Origin of the sequence: Scytonema sp. PRP1 (assembly GCF_036697665.2) — a bacterium.
Classification (GTDB): Bacteria; Cyanobacteriota; Cyanobacteriia; order Cyanobacteriales; family Nostocaceae; genus Kalymmatonema; species Kalymmatonema gypsitolerans.
Genome location: NZ_JBAHYJ020000022.1, coordinates 13205 through 30592 on the forward strand (window position 1 = coordinate 13205; position 17388 = coordinate 30592).

The window sequence follows — 17388 nt, forward strand, 5'->3', positions numbered from 1 at the left end:
TTTTATTCAGCTTTTCTGAGTAATAATACACAATTCATGAAATATCTACAAAAAATTGTCACAACAATAAGTTTTGGCACGGCTATTGCCATGACTATGTTGCAAATTCCAGCAATAGCGAACACCTTTGTGAGAAAGAACGTTATTGACCTGACAGCACAGGAGAAATCAGACTTTGTTAATGCTGTCAAAACATTAAAAACCATACCCGGCAGTAACAACAAAAACGTCAGTCTCTATGACGAGTTTGTTGCCATTCATGCAGGAGCCATGACATTCGACCCAATGCAATTGGGTGGACAAGTTATGTTGCCGCAGGACACACCTTCTACAGGACCTGCGACTGGAGCTGATGCGGCTCATGAAAATGGGGGATTTCTACCTTGGCATCGTGAATATTTAAGCCGATTTGAACAAGCTTTGCAGTCAGTCAATCCTAATGTCACCCTCCCCTACTGGGATTGGGCAGATCCAAGATCTGTTAACGTTATTTTTGACCCCAACTTTTTAGGGACAAATGGCTCAGGATCAACGCTGATTATTGAATATCCAGATGGTAGACCTACTATTAGGCTTGATGGGGGTCCGGTCGTGTCTGGTAATTTTTCCGAAGCTGATGGCTGGACTATAATCCCGGACTTACATAGCAACATCGGTACAGCCGAAACTCTAGGCACATCACTTGTACGCTATCTACCAGCTCCAGATGCGCCTCCTGGATCTGGATTCCCCTTAGATAGAGCAGAAACAGACAGAATACTCCAGTCGCCAGATTATGCTACGTTTCGCCCTTTCATTGAGGGAGAGATTACCATCAATGCAGATGGCACTCAAAGTGAATGCCGCAACCCATGTAATCATAACTTCGTTCATGCATCGGTTGGCGGGACTGTGCCAAATCCTAATCCGAACGAGACGGAGCGGCGCTTGCTAACATTCGGTACCCTGAGCAACACTCCTGGTTCTCCCAATGACCCAGTTTTCTGGCTCCTCCATACCAACATAGATCGTCTTTGGGCTGAATGGCAGAATAATGGTCGCCAAGGTAGCGAATTTTATGCTGTTCCAGGTACAGAACATTACGGACACAATCTCAATGATAGGATGTGGCCTTGGGACGGAGGTGATTCCATACCAGGGTCAATTGGTAGCACAGATATACGCCCCTACTTACCCGTTGTTTCACCTGATGATATTGTCAGACCTATAGATAGTTTGGATTGGCCCAAGTACGGCTATACCTATGACACTTTTGTCAAACCAGTTCCCGAAACTTCTTCTACATTCGGTTTATTAGGTTTGGGTGCTTTGGGTGCAGCTTCTTTGTTGCGGCGTAAACGCTCATATCCAGAGCAAACGCATCTAAATTGCGTCGGAAAGTAAGATCAGCTTGCTCTTTGGTATTTTTGCCAGCCACCAGACGATGGGTGCATTTACCACTTATTTATATGCATTGAGTGTTGAGTTGTGAGTTGTTAATTTCTGAATGCTTTCTTTAAATTGTTCTGCCCTTTGCTCGTTAGGAATTTCTGCTACCAAAGTTTCTATAAGTTGATTTGGAGTTAAATTTGGGTGTGCATCCAAAGTATGTTCGAGAATGACGCTCGCAACAGGACCAACAAAACTAGTCAGTTGTCGCCGACAATGTTCTAAAAACTCTGGATTGCTAATTGCAGGATAGCTTCCCTGGAGTTGCTGTGAGTTGATAGAATTTTCAAGCTTTTGGGAGTTAGGTTGAATAGAACGTTGGATGCGATTTCTAAATTCTTGTGCCATCTGTGCATCAGGAATTGCCCCAGCTAGCGATTCAATGAATTCGTTTCCTGCTATCTCTGGGCTTTTGTTCAAAGTCTGTTTCACCAAAAAGCTGGCGAAAGGACCAACAAAACTAGTCAATTCTCGCCCGACAAACTCTAAAAATTCTGGGTTGAGAGAGACAGGCGTTTGTGTCTGCAATTGAGTATTTGTTTCACCGGCTTGGCTAAGCTTTTGTTCTAGTTCTGCTAAAACGAGGGAATCTTCTAAATCTTTATTGCGAAGTGCTTTTGGTTTTTCCTGCGCTTGGGAAATGTTAGTGTTAATTCGCTGTGTTTTCGGCAACAGGCTAGAAACTATGCCACCAAGTGAAAATGATGACTTTTTATTGTCATTATTATTATTGTTATTATTATGATTATGATTATTATGATGATTAAGTTCCACCAGAACTTCTTTTGCTGACTGGTAGCGCTGTGTTGGGACTTCTGCCAGCATTTTTTCGAGTATGCGAGCTAAAGAGTCACTAATACTGGCATAGGAGCGCCATTGCCACTTTAGAGAACCATCCATCAACAAATATGGCATTCTCCCAGTCAAAAGGACAAGCGCAGAAACGGCAAGTGCGTAGATATCACTAGAGGGGTAGCAATGTCCTAAACGCAGCTGTTCTGGTGGAGAGTAGCCAATTTTCCCCACGACTGAACCGTGAACTGAGTACTGGTGATTTGGAGATTCATCTGATAATATCTGGGTTAATTTCTCCTTAACCACCCCAAAATCAATCAGCACGGGTTTAGATTGATTATGAGCAAGCATGATATTATCGAGTGAAATATCGCGATGAATAATGTTGGACTCGTGGATATATTCCAACACTGGCAACATATCTAGTAGCCATGCTCTCACTTCAGTTTCCGAAAATGGCTTACCTTTTCTAGAAAGATGTTCGGATAAAATTTGTGCATAAGTTTTGCCATCAATATATTCCTGGACGATGAACAGCCGCTCGTTGTCCGTCAACCAAGCCATGAATTTGGGAATTTGAGGATGCTGAATTTGGTATAAAACTTTCGCTTCCCGCTCAAATAGCTCCCTAGATTTACGAATAATACCTTCTTTGGTGGTTGCAGGTACAAACTCTTTGAGAACACAGGCTTCACCAAAGCGCTGAGCATCAAATGCTAAGTAAGTTCGTCCAAACCCCCCTTGTCCAAGGGTTTTCTCAATTCGATAACGATTATTTATGAAACTTCCTGGTTTAAGTTCTGTAGTCATTTGTAAGTTCTTGTTTAACTATAAATATGCTTTTTAATTTCATAGGGTTAGAGATCCACTCATTATGCACAGGGCTAAAGTTGCGTATCCCCGTCACTCATGTCAACTTTAGGTACGCACGTCAGCTAGGTTTTTGACTCGCCTTGCATAGTGCCGCCACTCGTATGTACCGTTATGGCGGAGGACTTCAAAGGCAGTCTAGTTAAAGATTACTTACAGCAGATCATATTATATTTAACGCGTTAACGCTTCTACAGCATGGCTGAAGAAACAAAAGCATACAGTTTTCAGCAAAGACACGAATCGTACTTAAAAATACAAGATTTCGCATTCATAATCTTCTGGAGTCGGCTCTACCTGCCACACCAACCCTTCCCCAGCATCGCCCAAAGCCACTTCAACGTAAAGCCTGTTTACAGGATTTGTGGCTTGCGCTTGATTACCCTCGAATGGCTGTAAATCTTCAGTCAGGAGTTTCAATTTAAATCCACTGGGAATCAGTTCGCCTCTATTTCCATTGCGTAGTTCAAAGCGCCATATGCTATCTTCAATACTACCTTTGGGTTGCAGCCGCAATTCGTATGGTTGTTGGGCAATGGTTAATTTTCGTACCAAAGTTGGCGTTGCCGATTCCGGCTCTGAACCCCTAGCACCTGCTAAAGTTGGCTGTAACTCTACACTTCCCCAACCAAATTTTTGTGCAAAATCTGATACACCAGATTGTACCCATTGACGAATCGACCACTGTTGTTGCACTCCTTGACGTTGTTCGTACAAACGTTGTCTCCAACCTCCATGTTCTAGGAGCGCTCCCCAGGTTTGAAACGGTACTGCTAAGCGTGGTAATACAAGCCTGGGATTCCCTAAACGTTGGAGCAAGTTTTCTGCTTGGGTAGCAGATAATTCTGGCAAGGGCGCAGTTTCAAGGTGAGTCACTTCTTCTGGACAAATTTCACGCGCCATCCATAAGATACTGAGATTAGAAATCAAATCCTCTCCATTTAAACAGTAAGCGCGATCGCTCGCATCATAGCTGCCCATAGTCTTAAGTTGGGCGTGTGTTGTACATCCCCAAATCCGAATGTAGCCTTCTTCTAGATTGACTTGCACAGCTAGATAATAATCAGCACTCCAGTTCGGAATATCAACCCATTCTTGAGGAACGCGCAGTTCGCTCAAATCAAGCGCTTCACTCGGAATTAATGCTATCCGTGTCGTTCCGAGGGAAATACCTGTGCCATTAACGACTTCCCAAATGCTGGGTAAAGCCTTCAAAGCAGGAAAAACAGTTGCATCTGCGGCGTATTCTTCCCGCAGCCAAGGTAGAACAGTATTTAAGCTCAAGCGGTTGATATAGGCATTCCAACGACGATTAACGCTGGAAAAAGCTTGGCTTTGCTCCCAAATCTTTGTTTTCTCAGCTTCAGAAATTTCTAGCCACATATCTGTTGTGTTTGTTAACGTGAGTGCGCCTGGGTCGAATGTCATGATTGTTACTCCTACTAAACTGAGGGACGGCTATAGTAAGCTTGTAACCATTCCTCTAAAACAGTGTTGATATAGTTTAATACCTGTGAGTTTAGTGAAATATGCAGCGATTCTTTAGTCCAGTTTGCAAGTTTAAGTAATAATACGTCTTTAGACTTAGTGAGCCGACGAGAAACAGTGTACTGCTTGACTCCTAATTCTTTTGCAATCTCCTGTTGCTTTAAATTTTCGCTGTAGTAAAGTTTGATGATATTTTGCGCCTCTGCATCCAGTTCGTTTAAAGCAGCAAGTAACACACCACTGATTTCAGACTGCTGTGACTGTCGCTCAACGAGTTCTTCTTCAGCAACAATTTCCGTAAGTAACGATTCCTGCTTGAGTTGCGGTAAAAAATCTTGAAATTCCCCCCCAGAATCATCATCCCCTCTCGGCGCATTTAGGGAAGCCATATTTGGATACAAATAAGCGCGGGCTGCTTTCGCAGACGCAACCAGCCATTTTTCTATCGTTTCCGGGCTGGACTCTGCGCCTGGGCTTGACAGTTGAGTCTGGCGTTGGAAATTGTAAAGCTGAGCGATCGCAGTCCATATAGCGTCATCTGGTCTTGCCAATTTACGAGTCCCAGTAGATTGCTGTGGAGCATATAGCGACTGATAACATTTCCAAGCTAATACATAGCGTTCTATCGTGTCCGCACTCAGCCCAGCATTTTGTAAAGACTCTACCAACCGCTTTTGACTCAGCCTCCGCAACAATCGCCAATTAGTACAAATATCAACTTCGTTCTGCTGGCGCAGCATTTCCTTGAGTTCGCTGCTAAAAATCGCACTGGCGTAATTCTTGAGGTTAAAACCCATTTCGGGCTTAAACCTTTTCAATACTTTATCTGTACTCGTTGTGACCATTTGGAAGCAGTCAGATAAAGTGTACTGCCCAGAAGAAAAATTAACAACTGTTTTCTTCGCCGCCCAAAAGCACACTTCTTGTAAATAAGCTGACAAATGTCCTCGTGCCAGATTTTCGGTTTGATTTTGCCATCCTTTATACCAGTAAGACACCCAAAAAGTCTCGGAATTTTCTGCTTCTGATAAACGTGCCTGACAATTGAGTATATTTCGACGCAGCTTACTATCAGTAGCCCAACCGATGACCCTGTCAGCGTCAAATTGTAAGAAAGTCGTAAATAGCTCAGTAATACCTTGGCGGGAACGCATAAACTAACCAACTTATAAATGGTCAACTGAACAACTCATAAATGGAGCACCACATAAATGGATAGGTACATCACAAATACACTTATGCAGTCTAATGATGGTGCTACAACACCTAGAGCTTGCCTGCCAACTCTATTTTAGAGGTCTGTGATCAATATTAATAATGACTTTCATGTTTTGGGTTATACCATCATTAACTTTTGTAACAGTTAACGTAATTTGTAAAATAAACTTGATTAATAAATTATAAAGAAAGGTGTTTGATGCCTACAGGTAAAATCCGTATTGACTGAGCCAATAGAGGTGCAAAATGAACTGTCACTTAAGTACATTGACGCAGCAAATTTGCTATAGTAAGTGAAAGGGAAAAGAATTTCCTTAAAGCTACACATTAAAGCCTTGATCGGTTTAACTAAACGGACTCATAGTGAATTATTAAAGTTTTTTTTAGGATTAAGTAGTAAATATGCCTCCGCTCGGTGTTGGTTCTAGTGGCTCGACTTATATATTAACAACAGGAGAAGCTAAGCTTTGGATTTTATTGGTAGGTGTTAACGAATACCAAGACGGAAGCTTACCTTCTTTGCGCTACCCAGCGTTAGATTGCCAAGGGTTAGGAGAAGCGCTCAACAGCGCCACCCAAGGATTTCCTAATAAGGAAGTGATTGTTCATCACGATTTTGCGGCAAAACGCCCCACTTTGCAAATGATTCGTGGGAGCCTGCAACAAATTGTTTCACAGTCTCAATCCCAGGACTCCATCCTGTTATACTTCTCAGGGCATGGAATGTTAGAGCCGAATACTCAACAGGCTGTTCTGTGTCTGGCAGATACCCACAAAGATGACTTGCTAACTACAGGGTTAGGTATGCAGGAACTGCTGCGAATATTAGGGGATAGTCCTGCCAACCAACAGTTAGTTTGTTTAGACACCTGTCATAGCGGTGATATGAGGTTGTTGGGCGGAAACCGTGGAAGCGCCAGAGATGGAAACATTCCTGAGATACCCAATCCCACAACACAAATGATGAATGTCTTGAGACAACGTGCTTCTCAAAGTAAGGGATTTTGCGCCTTGCTATCTTGCGATCAAGGACAACAGTCTTGGGAGTTTCCAGAATTAGGGCATGGAGTCTTCACTTACTATTTAATGCAGGGACTGTTGGGTGAAGCTGCTGATTCACATGGAGTGATTGAAGCAGACGGGCTTTACAAATATGTTTACCGCCAGACGCTGCAATATATTGATAAATTAAATCACCAAGTGCGTCTGATTAATCAGCAAAAGCTCAATCGTGGGGAGAGTCAACTCCATCCAGAATATCCCCTGCAAACACCCAAACGAATTGTAGAAGGAGTAGGAGAATTAATTGTTGGATTCAAGCCAGCAATTGTTGAATCTCACAAACAGCGACGTGCGGTTGTGATTGATGCACTCTCAAACAAGAAAACGACTATTGACTTGAGTCGATTATTTGCTGGTGCTGGCGGTTTTGAGGTAGAATATTTTCCTCAAAAAGGCAAAACTTGGTCAGAAGTACGCTTAATCATCCAAGAATTTACTCGTTGGCATGGTGAATCAGAAACAAAATCTCCCTCACCATTGGGGGTGGTGAAAAAGACACCAACATCGTTATTGTACTTACGCGGGTACGTCGAAGAAATCGAAGATGGAGAAGCCTGGTTAATTTTGGGTGATGGAATGCGCCTGAGTCGTTCTTGGTTAAGACAAGAGTTACGCCGCGCTCAAAAAACTCAACAAATAATTATCTTAGATTTCATTATCTCAGAACAATCTGAGGCGACTTCCCTGGAGAATTGGATAGAAGATTTGCAAACAGGCGCAGAGCAGGGACAATGTTTAATAGTCGCTGCAACGCCAAGAGAAAAGCCACAATTATTTTCCCAAACGGTTCTAGAAACTCTTGTAGCAGCAAATCCGCAAGTCGGATTACCAGTTGCTAAATGGATGACTCAATTACAAAGCCTTTTGCAAGCCAAAGGTACAAAGGTGCATATTTGGCTGTCAGGCACACAAGCAGTTATTGATATTTTACCTGGTAATATTGCCACGATTTTCCAAGATTTGCAGGAACTAGAAGTTTCTGAGATTCAGGAAAACAAACAGCAAAACAAGGAAAATTTGCTTTCCATTGCCAATGCGCAGTTCTCACCTTTTGGCAAACCCTTTCAAAAGAATCGGCATGAGGCAAAGCCTCCCACAGCTTCTTCCCACCCATCTGTTTCTGCTTCTTCGTCTTCACGCGAGTCACAACAGGCGTCTCCCTCTCCTTCTGCTGTTGGTGTTCGTCCTTCAGCAACCCAACAACCGCAACAGAATTTATTCCTAGGTTCAGAACAATATACCAACCTGGAACAGTTGCTAACGCAAGCGATAGGACCGGTTGCGCCAACAATTTTACAAAAAGCTATCAAACAGGCAGGAAATTACCAAGAATTAGTGGCAAATCTAGCGGCTTACTTATCGCCACAGCAACAAAAACAATTTCAGAAACAGGCGATCGCGATATTAGAAACATTCAATGTTTCATCTCCCCGCTCAGCGAAATTATCAACACAGGAATATCAAAAAATTGATGCCAACTTTATCACTAAATGCGAGCATGAGTTGGCTTATTCAGTTGGTCCGATCGCTAAATTTATCATTAAACAGGTTTTGCAATCTCACCCACAAATTTCTTTACCAGAATTTGTTAGGTATTTGGCAAAGGAAATTCCCGAACCAAAACTCTCCATAGAGTTTGAGCAGCGTATGCTTGAGCAATAGACTGCTTGCAAAAAAACTCCCCCTTACAAGATATGAAGGCTATTTATAGCAGTTTTCAATTGGGTTAAACGAGCGTCAAAGTAGGGGCTGTTTTATTGACTATTTCCCACGGATTCTATCCGTGGGAACCCAACTGCGTTCTGAGTTCTTCTTAAAACCGCTATAAATCAACTGAATGCAGTTGTTCGTCAGTTGCCATGGTAGTTGATCACAAACGAGTATTGCGATCAACTGTGACCTTAAACGTTTGGCTATTAACTGTAACAACACTTTCAACAATTGGTGTACTATCGCCAGGGGCTGTGCCTTGAAAGGTGAATGTCCACGTGCCATCGCCATTGTCTTTACACGGAACTTGCTCAACCGGACCATGCATTGAGTTTTCTGCACGGTAGTTGTTCAGTCCTCCATTTGCAGCTTCGGCTGCCTGACGAGCAACATTTTTGGCTCGACCCAACGCCAGGATTTTTTCGGCAGCTAATGGTCCAATTTTTGCAGAAGCAACACAGCTATTAATCGATTGAGAACGAGCCGGTAAGGCACTAAAAGTTAAAGTTAAAAAGACGAACGTAACAAAGATTTTACTGAATTTCATCACTCATATCTCAATACGGTTGGTGATATAGCAACAGCCAAGGTGGTTACTCCTGTCACGCTCGAAGATTACCTATTAACGAACCGCCAAGACGCCAAGAACGCCAAGGAAAAGATAAATAATCTTGTACCGGGAAGGGAGTAGGACATCAACAGATGATAAAACCTAGACACAAAAAGACTTTTCACCCAGTCCCCAGTAAAGAGTCCCAGCGTCCCCTGCTATAAGACCAAAATAGGAGGTCTTTTTGTCATTGTCTGCTGTCCATCCTCACCCAACATAACGGTTGACCGAATCAGTTACCAAGTACCCGCAGTGCCGAGTTACCAGTTTAGGACTTACGCATTGACAGGAAATACTAAATATGAGGTATGGGTTTCAGGCATTAAAACGTGATTTTTCGATCATCTTTTAGCGATCGCCACCCATGTGGCGGTAATTGTCAAAAGCCTGGAACGACCAAATTCCATTCATACATATGATCTTCTATTTGTACAGTGCGTAAGTTCTACAGTTATTAAACAAAAGTTTTGGTACAAGCCGAACGTAGTTCCCTGGGCGTGGGAAACCCCAACGGGAGAGCCAGTTGCCTGGCTGTCGGGAAACCCTCCTGCAGCACTGGTCTCACCGCCTACAGGACTTCTCTGTGTTTTTAAACATGGAAGTACATAGAAAGATGTCCAAACGATATACGTAGTACGAGAAATACGGCGTCCTTGTTTAAATCCCCATCAATACCTGATGGGTGCGGCTGGTACTTGGTCACTGTTCACTGTTCACTGTTAAAGTGGGGACTTCCACGATACCGTTAACGATAAGCGGAACCTGTTGAACCGATGAGTAATTGCATATTTTAGTGAAAGTACACCCTAATCACTCATTAAGAGTAAAAACAATATTGCAGATCACTAAGGGAGAAATCATGTACCGCAATTTTAAAACCCAAGCTGAGCTAGATGCTCAGTACAGTCCCATAGAATTAGGCTTGGATGTCGCTGGGTACGAGAAATTTTACGGCATCAACAGTGCTAAGGTACGTCAAGAGCTACCTTGCAAGCTGAACGTTCCCTTCGGTCCTACCCTAGCCGAACACCTAGACATTTTTCCGGCGGCACAACCTAACGCTCCGATCTTAGTATATATCCACGGTGGTTACTGGTTTCTGGGTAGCAGTAAGGACTCTAGTTTTGTTGCCAAGGGTTTGGTATCTGCTAATGTCACAGTAGTTGTGATCAACTATGCTTTATGCCCAAAAGTGACTATTGACGAGATTGTCCGCCAGAACCGTGCTGCGATCGCCTGGATTTATCGTAACGCTGAAAGTTTCGGGGGAAACCCTAACCGCATATACCTATCTGGTCATTCAGCAGGTGGTCACCTAACTGCTATGGTCATGGCTACTGACTGGGAAAACGACTATGGATTGCCGAATGATATCATTAAAGCTGGCTGTGCCATTAGTGGCTTGTTTGACCTAATGCCGTTTCCCTATACTTGGCTGATGCCAAAAATACAGCTTTCTTGGGATCAAGTTCTCCGCAACAGCCCAATCTACCATATTCCCGAAAAAGCTGGTTCGCTGATCATAACCTACGGGGTTGAGGAAAGCTCAGAGTTCCACCGTCAGTCACAAGAATTTCTTACTGCTTGGAAGGCAAAAGGACTTGTAGGTGAATACCTACCACTGCCTGGTAAAAACCACTTCACTGCAATCGATGGTTTCCTCGATACCGATAGCCCGCTTTGCACTGCAATTCTCAAACAGATAAGTCTCACGGCAAGTAGCTAGGTCAATCCCCTACGGGCAGGGTATAGAGGTGTACGGACGTTGGTAATGATGAGTGTTGCAACGGACTTAGCGTTAGTAGGGTGCGTTATGGACGGAACGTCCAAACGCACCAAAAATCCGGGATGGTGCGTTGCGCTACGCGACAACACACCCGAAAAAATCTGCAAGTATAAATATCTCACGGAAGAAAACGTTATTTCAATTCATCTACTTGTGATTCTTATTTAACATATTCAGAGCAATTTCTAAACTATATTTCATCCGATTAAAAGCTTCTGCTAAATCTCCGATTTCATCTTTCGATTGTTTAGTAAAATTGGCATCCATATCCCCAACACTCACTTTTTCCGCCACAGTAGCAATTGTTTTAATACGCTGTAGCACAACTTTTTTTAACAACTGATTGATGATCAGAACAATGGCTGTAAAAATAACTCCTACAACTCCTAGGACAATGAGCAATGACTGATTAGCACTTTTGAAAATGTCTTCAGCCGGAATATAAACTATTTGCGCTCCAAGAATTTCATTGAGCTTCCATCCATAACCACCCTCTTTTCCGTAGGTCGCTATTTGACTTTTTGGAGCTAATTCGGGTGTGGTATGGCAGCGCAGACAGCTCTTGTCTTGAATGGAAAAAGGTCGGGCGCTATAAAACAGTTTTTCTCCAGATATTGTTCGGTAATCAGAGTCGTCTTTTAAATTAGGGTTTTGACGAAATCGTTCAACAATCTTAGCTTCAAAATCGTCAGTTTTATCTCGCAGATTTGTTGGATTCAGAGTGGCATCTTTGTAGATAAAATTTCCATATTCTTTGTTTTTACGTAAAATCTCAAACACCTCTCTAGTGGCAAATGAGGGTATAGATTCCGGGATGAACTGCTCTTGAGTGTCCACTCTTGGTAACAACAAAGGTTGTACGCGCTCGTTGGTATAGGTTCTTACCGAGTTGGCAATTTGCATCAGAATCAAGGCTTTAGAACTTACCTCATTCTGTGCTTTTGTTTGAAGTACATTTGATAAAGCAATACCACTAATTAGAAGACCGCTAACAAAAACTATTATTAAAATTAGATTAACCTTAGTTCCTATTTTCATGGTTTTTCTTTTGGCTGAATATACACCTGTTATATATAACTTGCAGAGAATAAATTAAACTCTAACTTCATCCATTCAATTATCTCATAAAAATACAACTGCTTACATGAAAATTCTTTAAATATAACGGTTCTCAATTACGGGGACTATACATATGCTGGGGGCTGTTCTTTGCCTTGCTCCTACTGTGTTTCACCAAATTGTAAATTGCTATAAAATTTTTCAATGCTATATGTTGATTCGCTTAGAATAATGTTTAACATTGTTAGATAATAACAAGATATCCATCAAGAAAAATATTGGCTAAAAGCTATTGATGTCATCCCAACTTTCCCGACGTTTATTTATTTTGCAGATGCTACTCTTCATCACCGCCTGTGTAGGGGAGGAAACATCAAATCAAGAACTTGAGTTAGTTATTGGCGTGATTAGCTACGGAGAAGGAAAACAAGCGCTAGAACGATTTGTTCGCTTTCGTCAATATTTGGGTGAAAAAACAAGGGCACTTATTCAATTAGAACCGACTTTTAATGAGAACATAGCGATTGAGCGCATTCAGCGTCGTGCTTGGTCATTAGTGTTTGCTCCTCCGGGTTTGGCAGCAATTGCAAGTGCTAACTATCAATATTTACCAATTTTCCCTCTTCAGGTAGAAAGCACTTCACGAGCGATATTAGTTGTACGGAAAGACAGCCCTCTGCGAGAATTGAAAGATTTACAGAATAAAATAGTAGCCTTAGGTCTACAAGGTTCCGCTACTGGATATTATATTCCACTGTACAATCTTTATGGTTTAACCTTGGCAGAAATTCTATTTGCTCCTACACCAAAAACAGTGCTTGAATGGGTCGCACAAGGAAAGGCTGCTGCCGGTGCCATTTCTTTGGAGGAATTTAATTTATATAGAACAAAATTGGATGCTGCAGAGTTTCACATATTATTCTCTGACTCTCAAAGTGTTCCACCAGGTGCTGTTTTGATTGGACCGAACATCGAAAAAAATCGTCAAGAGCGGATTCGTAATTATCTTAAAGATGCTCCTCCTAATTTGATTCAAGACGTTAGATATGTACCAAATGCACAAGCACCTGATTATCAATATATGATTTCTGTGGTCAAGCGGATAACATCTATTGCAGCACGTCTTAATTCTAAACCTGTTCGGCTATTTTGATTCACTAAAGGATTCCTGACTCTGTTTAACCACCAAACGTATTAATCAATCTGAAACATGAATGCGATCGCGTCTCGCCGACCAAGACTAATCAGGAGACCTGGTTTTAATTTGTACCAAACACCTGGTATAAGTGGATATTTATTAATGAAAGTACCGTTAGAACTGTTGAGGTCTTGGATATAGTAATTTTCTCCATCGTAACGAATCTGGGCGTGAACTCGTGAGATAACTCCAGAATTGGGAAAATCTGAAAGATCCACTTCGGGGACAATGCGATCGCTCGACTTGCCGATATTAATAACTTGAAAATGTTCTGGCAATTCAATCGCCCTGTCAGTTCCGACATGGAGGAGCTGTGCAATTGGCTTTTGCAGGATTGTGGGAGACGCAAGGAATGGCGGAGGCGAAGTTGGTTGTTCGTTGCGAACTGGTGGAACTTGTAGTTGTATAGTTTTGGCTGTGAAATTGAAGACTTTAGTCGTTAGCATATAATTGAAGACTGCAAATGAAACCAGGGAAAAAATGGCACTTGCATAAAAGACTGATTGTAATTTCCAGATGCTAGCAACAATGCTTCCTAATAAAGGACCAAGTGTCTGTCCCCATGACATAATTGAGGTATTGACCGCCATAAATCCCGCCCGAGATTCTTGTGCAGAAAGTCCTGCTAACAGTGCTTGGGAGGATGGAAGGGCGATACCTTGAGCAGCACCCAGTAAAAACATGGGGATGAATATCAACCAAAAGTTAGGAATAATAGCGAGAATTAACAGGGCGGCTGCAAAGAGAATAAAAGCGAGTTTGATGAGTTTAATTTCCGAGATACTTTGTGTCAAGCGTCCCAATTGAGCAGCAACCAACGCCATCGCAATTGACATACTCGTCAGGATGATGCCATTGACCGAATCGGATGTACCGAACTTGCTTGTTGCCAATAATGGGATATAGGTGAAACATAAAGTTTGCACCAAGAACAGAGACATAACGGCGAACAACAGCCCGAGTACGTGACGATTGTTTATGCTGGTCCAGGTACTTTGTAGATAAGATTTGAGTTCAAATTTTTCTACCTTCTGCGGTCGCCTTGGTAATCTTAGTGTCACTACTACCAAAAATGCCACTGGAATGGCAAGCAACCCTAGTAAAAACGTATATCGCCAGTTAAACTCGCCTAATATCCCACCAACGAGAGGAAAAATTGCCCCACTAATACCAATCAAACCGGCATTAAGTGCCATTGCAGTGCCTAGCTTTCTCCCCTGATAAAGGTCGCCGATAACGGTAAGTTGTAGCGGTTCCAAGCTAGCAGCACCAACACCTTGTAAAAGTCGCCCTCCTAAATGAGCCGTGAAATTAGATGTCAAGCCGCTCAACGCCCCACCAAGGGCAAACACTAGCAGCGAAGGAATCAGGACTTGTTTTCTGCCTAAAATGTCAGCTAAAATTCCAAATATAGGAGTAATAATGGCACCAGGCAACTGGAAAAGTGTCGATGTCCATGAAACTTGGTCTGCTGTAACTTCAAAAAATTTTTGTATCGTTGGCAGTGCTGGGGTATAAAGGGTTCCCCCTAAAATTCCCACCAATGTCACAAAATTGATTATGTAAAAATTCTTATCTTTGAAGATACTATTTTCAACTTTTGGTTGAGTTGGCATTCTTGAGTTATTCATAGCTTTTATTTTTTATTAACTCATACTTCGTTTTTTTAGTTTGTAAAATATGATTAAGGAACTGAATTATTGTACACTGACTTATCATTTATTTTTTATCATTTATTTTACTGTTGCCATGCACTCAATTTCCACTCGTGCATTGAGAGCTAAACCGCTTGCTCCTAATGCGCTTCTGGCGGGTAGTCGGGATGCCGAAAAATAAGTCAGATAAACCTCATTCATCGCGTTCCAATCTTTCATATCTGCAAGCATCATCTTGCATTTAACGACCTGGCTGAGTGATGACCCATGCCTCTCAAGAATACGTTTGATATTCTCCATAGTTTGCTTTGTCTCAGCTTTGATTCCACCACTGACAAGCTCTTTCTTTCCAGGTATGTTTCCGATAACCCCTGATAAGTAAAGCATATTACCAACACGTACTGCTTCCGAAAAGGGAAGATTCATAGATGTTGTTTCAACAGAGGTGAGATATTCTACAGAATCTGGGGAGGATGACATTTGTTGCTTTTGGTTAAGTTTTTGTTGTCTAGCTTCAATGCTAGAAGTTAAAGCAGTACCCAATCAAATGACAGTGATTAAAGGATATATGAACTTCATTGAATTCTTCCTTAGCCAATGTCAAAATCACCAAGAGACATCTCCAAAAATCAGCTATGAACTCTTTTGCTTGAGTCAAAATCTAATTTTCGGAGAAGTCTAAGAAATCATTATTTGATTATTTCATCACCATGACTAAGATTTTTCTTGCAAAATTGAACCACTTTTAATTTGTCTTAAGCCAAAGAGAACAATAAAACAGCTTAAGATGGTCAAGATACTTATGTTTTTGATAGCTATTTCGGTGCTAGTTTCCAGCCAAGGAATACCTTCGGGCAATCCCATCGCAGTAATAAGAAACATTCGGCTTAAGCCAAATGCTGCAGCCAAAAACTCAACAATCATACCAACATAAGCACTGATGAGAAGCATCCAAAAATTTGCTCTAGCAACCCAAAGCGGTAACTTGAGTTGTGGATAGGAAAGACCGATAACAGCTATGAACACTCCTTGTGTAATTCCAAGCAAATGGGTAGCAAGCCCTGCACGTGGATTAGCATACAAGGGTATGAATAGACCAGCAACAAATCCTAACAAACAAATAAAAATACCATGCCAGAGAAGACTGCGTTTAAAAGCTTCACTCTGAATGCTATTCATCTCAGAAGATACTGTTTCTGACAAATTAGATTGAGAAGTTTTCTCAAGCGTACTCATTTTTCATTCTCCATTGATGTGAAGTAAAAGCCTATCAGTCTGCTTATGACGCTACTTCTAACTTAGTGGTACTCTAATCCAAAATATCAGAAGTTATTCAAAATACCATACAGTTATTTCTGAATCACCTTGATATACTACAAATAAAAAATGTCCGCAACCTTGGTAAGGCAATTTGCTAACTTTTTTTTAGTTATTTTTGTAACTAAGTAAAAGCAACGCGGGTTGACTAACCAACCCGCGAACCCTTAAGCTTTAGGTCAAGCAGGAGGACCGCCTAATTTTTGACCAGTTTGAGGTCCAACAACTCCATCGACTGTTAAGCCGTTGTCGCTTTGAAATTTTTTGACGGCATTTTCGGTTTGTTCATCAAATGTGCCGTTAACTGCACCTGCGTCGAGATATCCCTTTGCAGACAAGTCGCGTTGCAGTCCTTCTACAATTGGACCACTTGAACCACGATTTAAAGTTGGAGGTACGCCACTCATTGTTCTGTTTCTCCTTAATTAATGAAAAAATCAACTGTTGTGTTCTTGAGAAAAAAACAAGCAAGAAGATAAAAGCCGCAAAAGAAATATAAAGATCGTGATTCTTAAACCTTTATTCTTCCTACTTCTATCTAGGGTTCAACTTTTGGTTTTATGCAGGAGGACCACCTAATTTTTGACCAGTTTGAGGTCCAACAATTCCATCAACTGTTAAGCCGTTGTCCTTTTGAAATGCTTTGACTGCATTTTCGGTTGCTTCATCAAATATGCCGTTAACTGCACCTACTGAGAGATATCCCTTTGCAGACAGGTCACGTTGCAGTTCTGATACAAATGGATCTATGGAACCACGACTTAAAGTTGGAGGCGTACTCATTGTTTTGTTTCTCCTTTTTGTGTTTGTTTACAAAAATCGACACATATGCAATCTGCTAAAAGGAACTATCCCAAAGCAGCATCTATATGGCTTCCAGTTATGTGTCCAACGGTTCCATCCACGGTTAAATTGTGGTCTTGTTGGTATTTTTTGACAGCATTTTCGGTATATTCATCGAAAACACCATTGGCTCCATTCGGTCCAATTTCATATCCCAGTCGAGATAAGTTGCGTTGCAGAAGTTCTACATCTGCATGTGCGACACCAAGGCGTAAAAGTGGGCGTGCTTCTCTCATGATTTCCTTCTCGTTTTGACTGATATTAGTTAATAGGGGTGAAGGTTTGACAAATATGCAAGCTATCAAATTGGGGTTATGCCGTCGCCGGAAGATGGTCGCCGGAAGATGGA

At 41.8% G+C, this 17388-nt stretch carries 15 protein-coding genes; 4 read left to right on the plus strand and 11 right to left on the minus strand.

Annotated elements, in window-relative coordinates; all coding sequences use genetic code 11:
• Positions 1 to 36 precede the first annotated feature (36 nt).
• The gene (locus tag V5G28_RS04015; RefSeq protein ID WP_332997143.1) at positions 37 to 1383 is read left to right on the plus strand and encodes a tyrosinase family protein; all 1347 of its coding nucleotides are present in this window, start codon (positions 37 to 39) and stop codon (positions 1381 to 1383) included.
• 57 nt (positions 1384 to 1440) lie between these two features.
• On the opposite strand, the gene V5G28_RS04020 is transcribed toward V5G28_RS04015, so the two are convergent.
• From V5G28_RS04020 to V5G28_RS04030, 3 genes are all read right to left on the minus strand, one after another.
• Positions 1441 to 3033 carry a protein kinase domain-containing protein gene (locus tag V5G28_RS04020; RefSeq protein WP_332997145.1) on the minus strand — a complete coding sequence of 531 codons (1593 nt, stop codon included), beginning with the start codon at positions 3031 to 3033 and terminating at the stop codon, positions 1441 to 1443.
• Between the two features lie 309 nt (positions 3034 to 3342).
• The gene (locus V5G28_RS04025) at positions 3343 to 4521 is read right to left on the minus strand and encodes a DUF1822 family protein (protein ID WP_332997147.1); all 1179 of its coding nucleotides are present in this window, start codon (positions 4519 to 4521) and stop codon (positions 3343 to 3345) included.
• A 14-nt stretch (positions 4522 to 4535) separates the two neighbouring features.
• On the minus strand, positions 4536 to 5735 hold the full coding sequence (locus V5G28_RS04030) for a sigma-70 family RNA polymerase sigma factor (RefSeq protein ID WP_332997149.1): 1200 nt from the start codon (positions 5733 to 5735) through the stop codon (positions 4536 to 4538).
• A 466-nt stretch (positions 5736 to 6201) separates the two neighbouring features.
• Between V5G28_RS04030 and V5G28_RS04035 the strand changes: the two genes are divergently transcribed.
• A complete protein-coding gene (locus V5G28_RS04035) occupies positions 6202 to 8523 on the plus strand; it encodes a caspase family protein (RefSeq protein WP_332997151.1) in 2322 nt (773 codons plus the stop codon).
• Between the two features lie 208 nt (positions 8524 to 8731).
• Here V5G28_RS04035 and V5G28_RS04040 read toward each other — a convergent pair whose 3' ends face one another.
• Positions 8732 to 9118 (minus strand): hypothetical protein, encoded by a 387-nt coding sequence (locus tag V5G28_RS04040; RefSeq protein WP_332997153.1) that lies wholly within the window; start codon positions 9116 to 9118, stop codon positions 8732 to 8734.
• 922 nt (positions 9119 to 10040) lie between these two features.
• Here V5G28_RS04040 and V5G28_RS04045 point away from each other — a divergent pair.
• Positions 10041 to 10907, plus strand: a complete 867-nt coding sequence (locus V5G28_RS04045; RefSeq protein WP_332997155.1) for an alpha/beta hydrolase — start codon at positions 10041 to 10043, stop codon at positions 10905 to 10907.
• A 207-nt stretch (positions 10908 to 11114) separates the two neighbouring features.
• Here the strand turns inward: V5G28_RS04045 and V5G28_RS04050 are convergent, their stop codons facing one another.
• A complete protein-coding gene (locus V5G28_RS04050) occupies positions 11115 to 12005 on the minus strand; it encodes a c-type heme family protein (protein WP_332997157.1) in 891 nt (296 codons plus the stop codon).
• Positions 12006 to 12321: 316 nt separating this feature from the next.
• Here V5G28_RS04050 and V5G28_RS04055 point away from each other — a divergent pair, with 316 nt between their 5' ends.
• Positions 12322 to 13179: a phosphate/phosphite/phosphonate ABC transporter substrate-binding protein gene (locus tag V5G28_RS04055; RefSeq protein WP_332997159.1), complete on the plus strand. Its 858-nt coding sequence runs from the start codon at positions 12322 to 12324 to the stop codon at positions 13177 to 13179.
• A gap of 41 nt (positions 13180 to 13220) precedes the next feature.
• On the opposite strand, the gene V5G28_RS04060 is transcribed toward V5G28_RS04055, so the two are convergent.
• The 6 genes from V5G28_RS04060 to V5G28_RS04085 form a co-directional block, all read right to left on the minus strand.
• A complete protein-coding gene (locus V5G28_RS04060; RefSeq protein ID WP_332997161.1) occupies positions 13221 to 14855 on the minus strand; it encodes an MFS transporter in 1635 nt (544 codons plus the stop codon).
• Positions 14856 to 14957: 102 nt separating this feature from the next.
• Positions 14958 to 15359 carry a RidA family protein gene (locus V5G28_RS04065; RefSeq protein WP_332997163.1) on the minus strand — a complete coding sequence of 134 codons (402 nt, stop codon included), beginning with the start codon at positions 15357 to 15359 and terminating at the stop codon, positions 14958 to 14960.
• Positions 15360 to 15593: 234 nt separating this feature from the next.
• Positions 15594 to 16082: a hypothetical protein gene (locus V5G28_RS04070; RefSeq protein WP_336229637.1), complete on the minus strand. Its 489-nt coding sequence runs from the start codon at positions 16080 to 16082 to the stop codon at positions 15594 to 15596.
• Positions 16083 to 16375: 293 nt separating this feature from the next.
• Entirely contained in the window at positions 16376 to 16603 is a 228-nt protein-coding gene (locus V5G28_RS04075; protein WP_096563809.1) for a peptidoglycan-binding domain-containing protein, read from the minus strand.
• A 151-nt stretch (positions 16604 to 16754) separates the two neighbouring features.
• Positions 16755 to 16979, minus strand: coding sequence for a peptidoglycan-binding domain-containing protein (locus tag V5G28_RS04080; RefSeq protein ID WP_332997168.1), 225 nt, complete (start codon positions 16977 to 16979; stop codon positions 16755 to 16757).
• 65 nt (positions 16980 to 17044) lie between these two features.
• Positions 17045 to 17275 (minus strand): peptidoglycan-binding domain-containing protein, encoded by a 231-nt coding sequence (locus V5G28_RS04085; protein WP_096563813.1) that lies wholly within the window; start codon positions 17273 to 17275, stop codon positions 17045 to 17047.
• Positions 17276 to 17388: the final 113 nt, after the last annotated feature.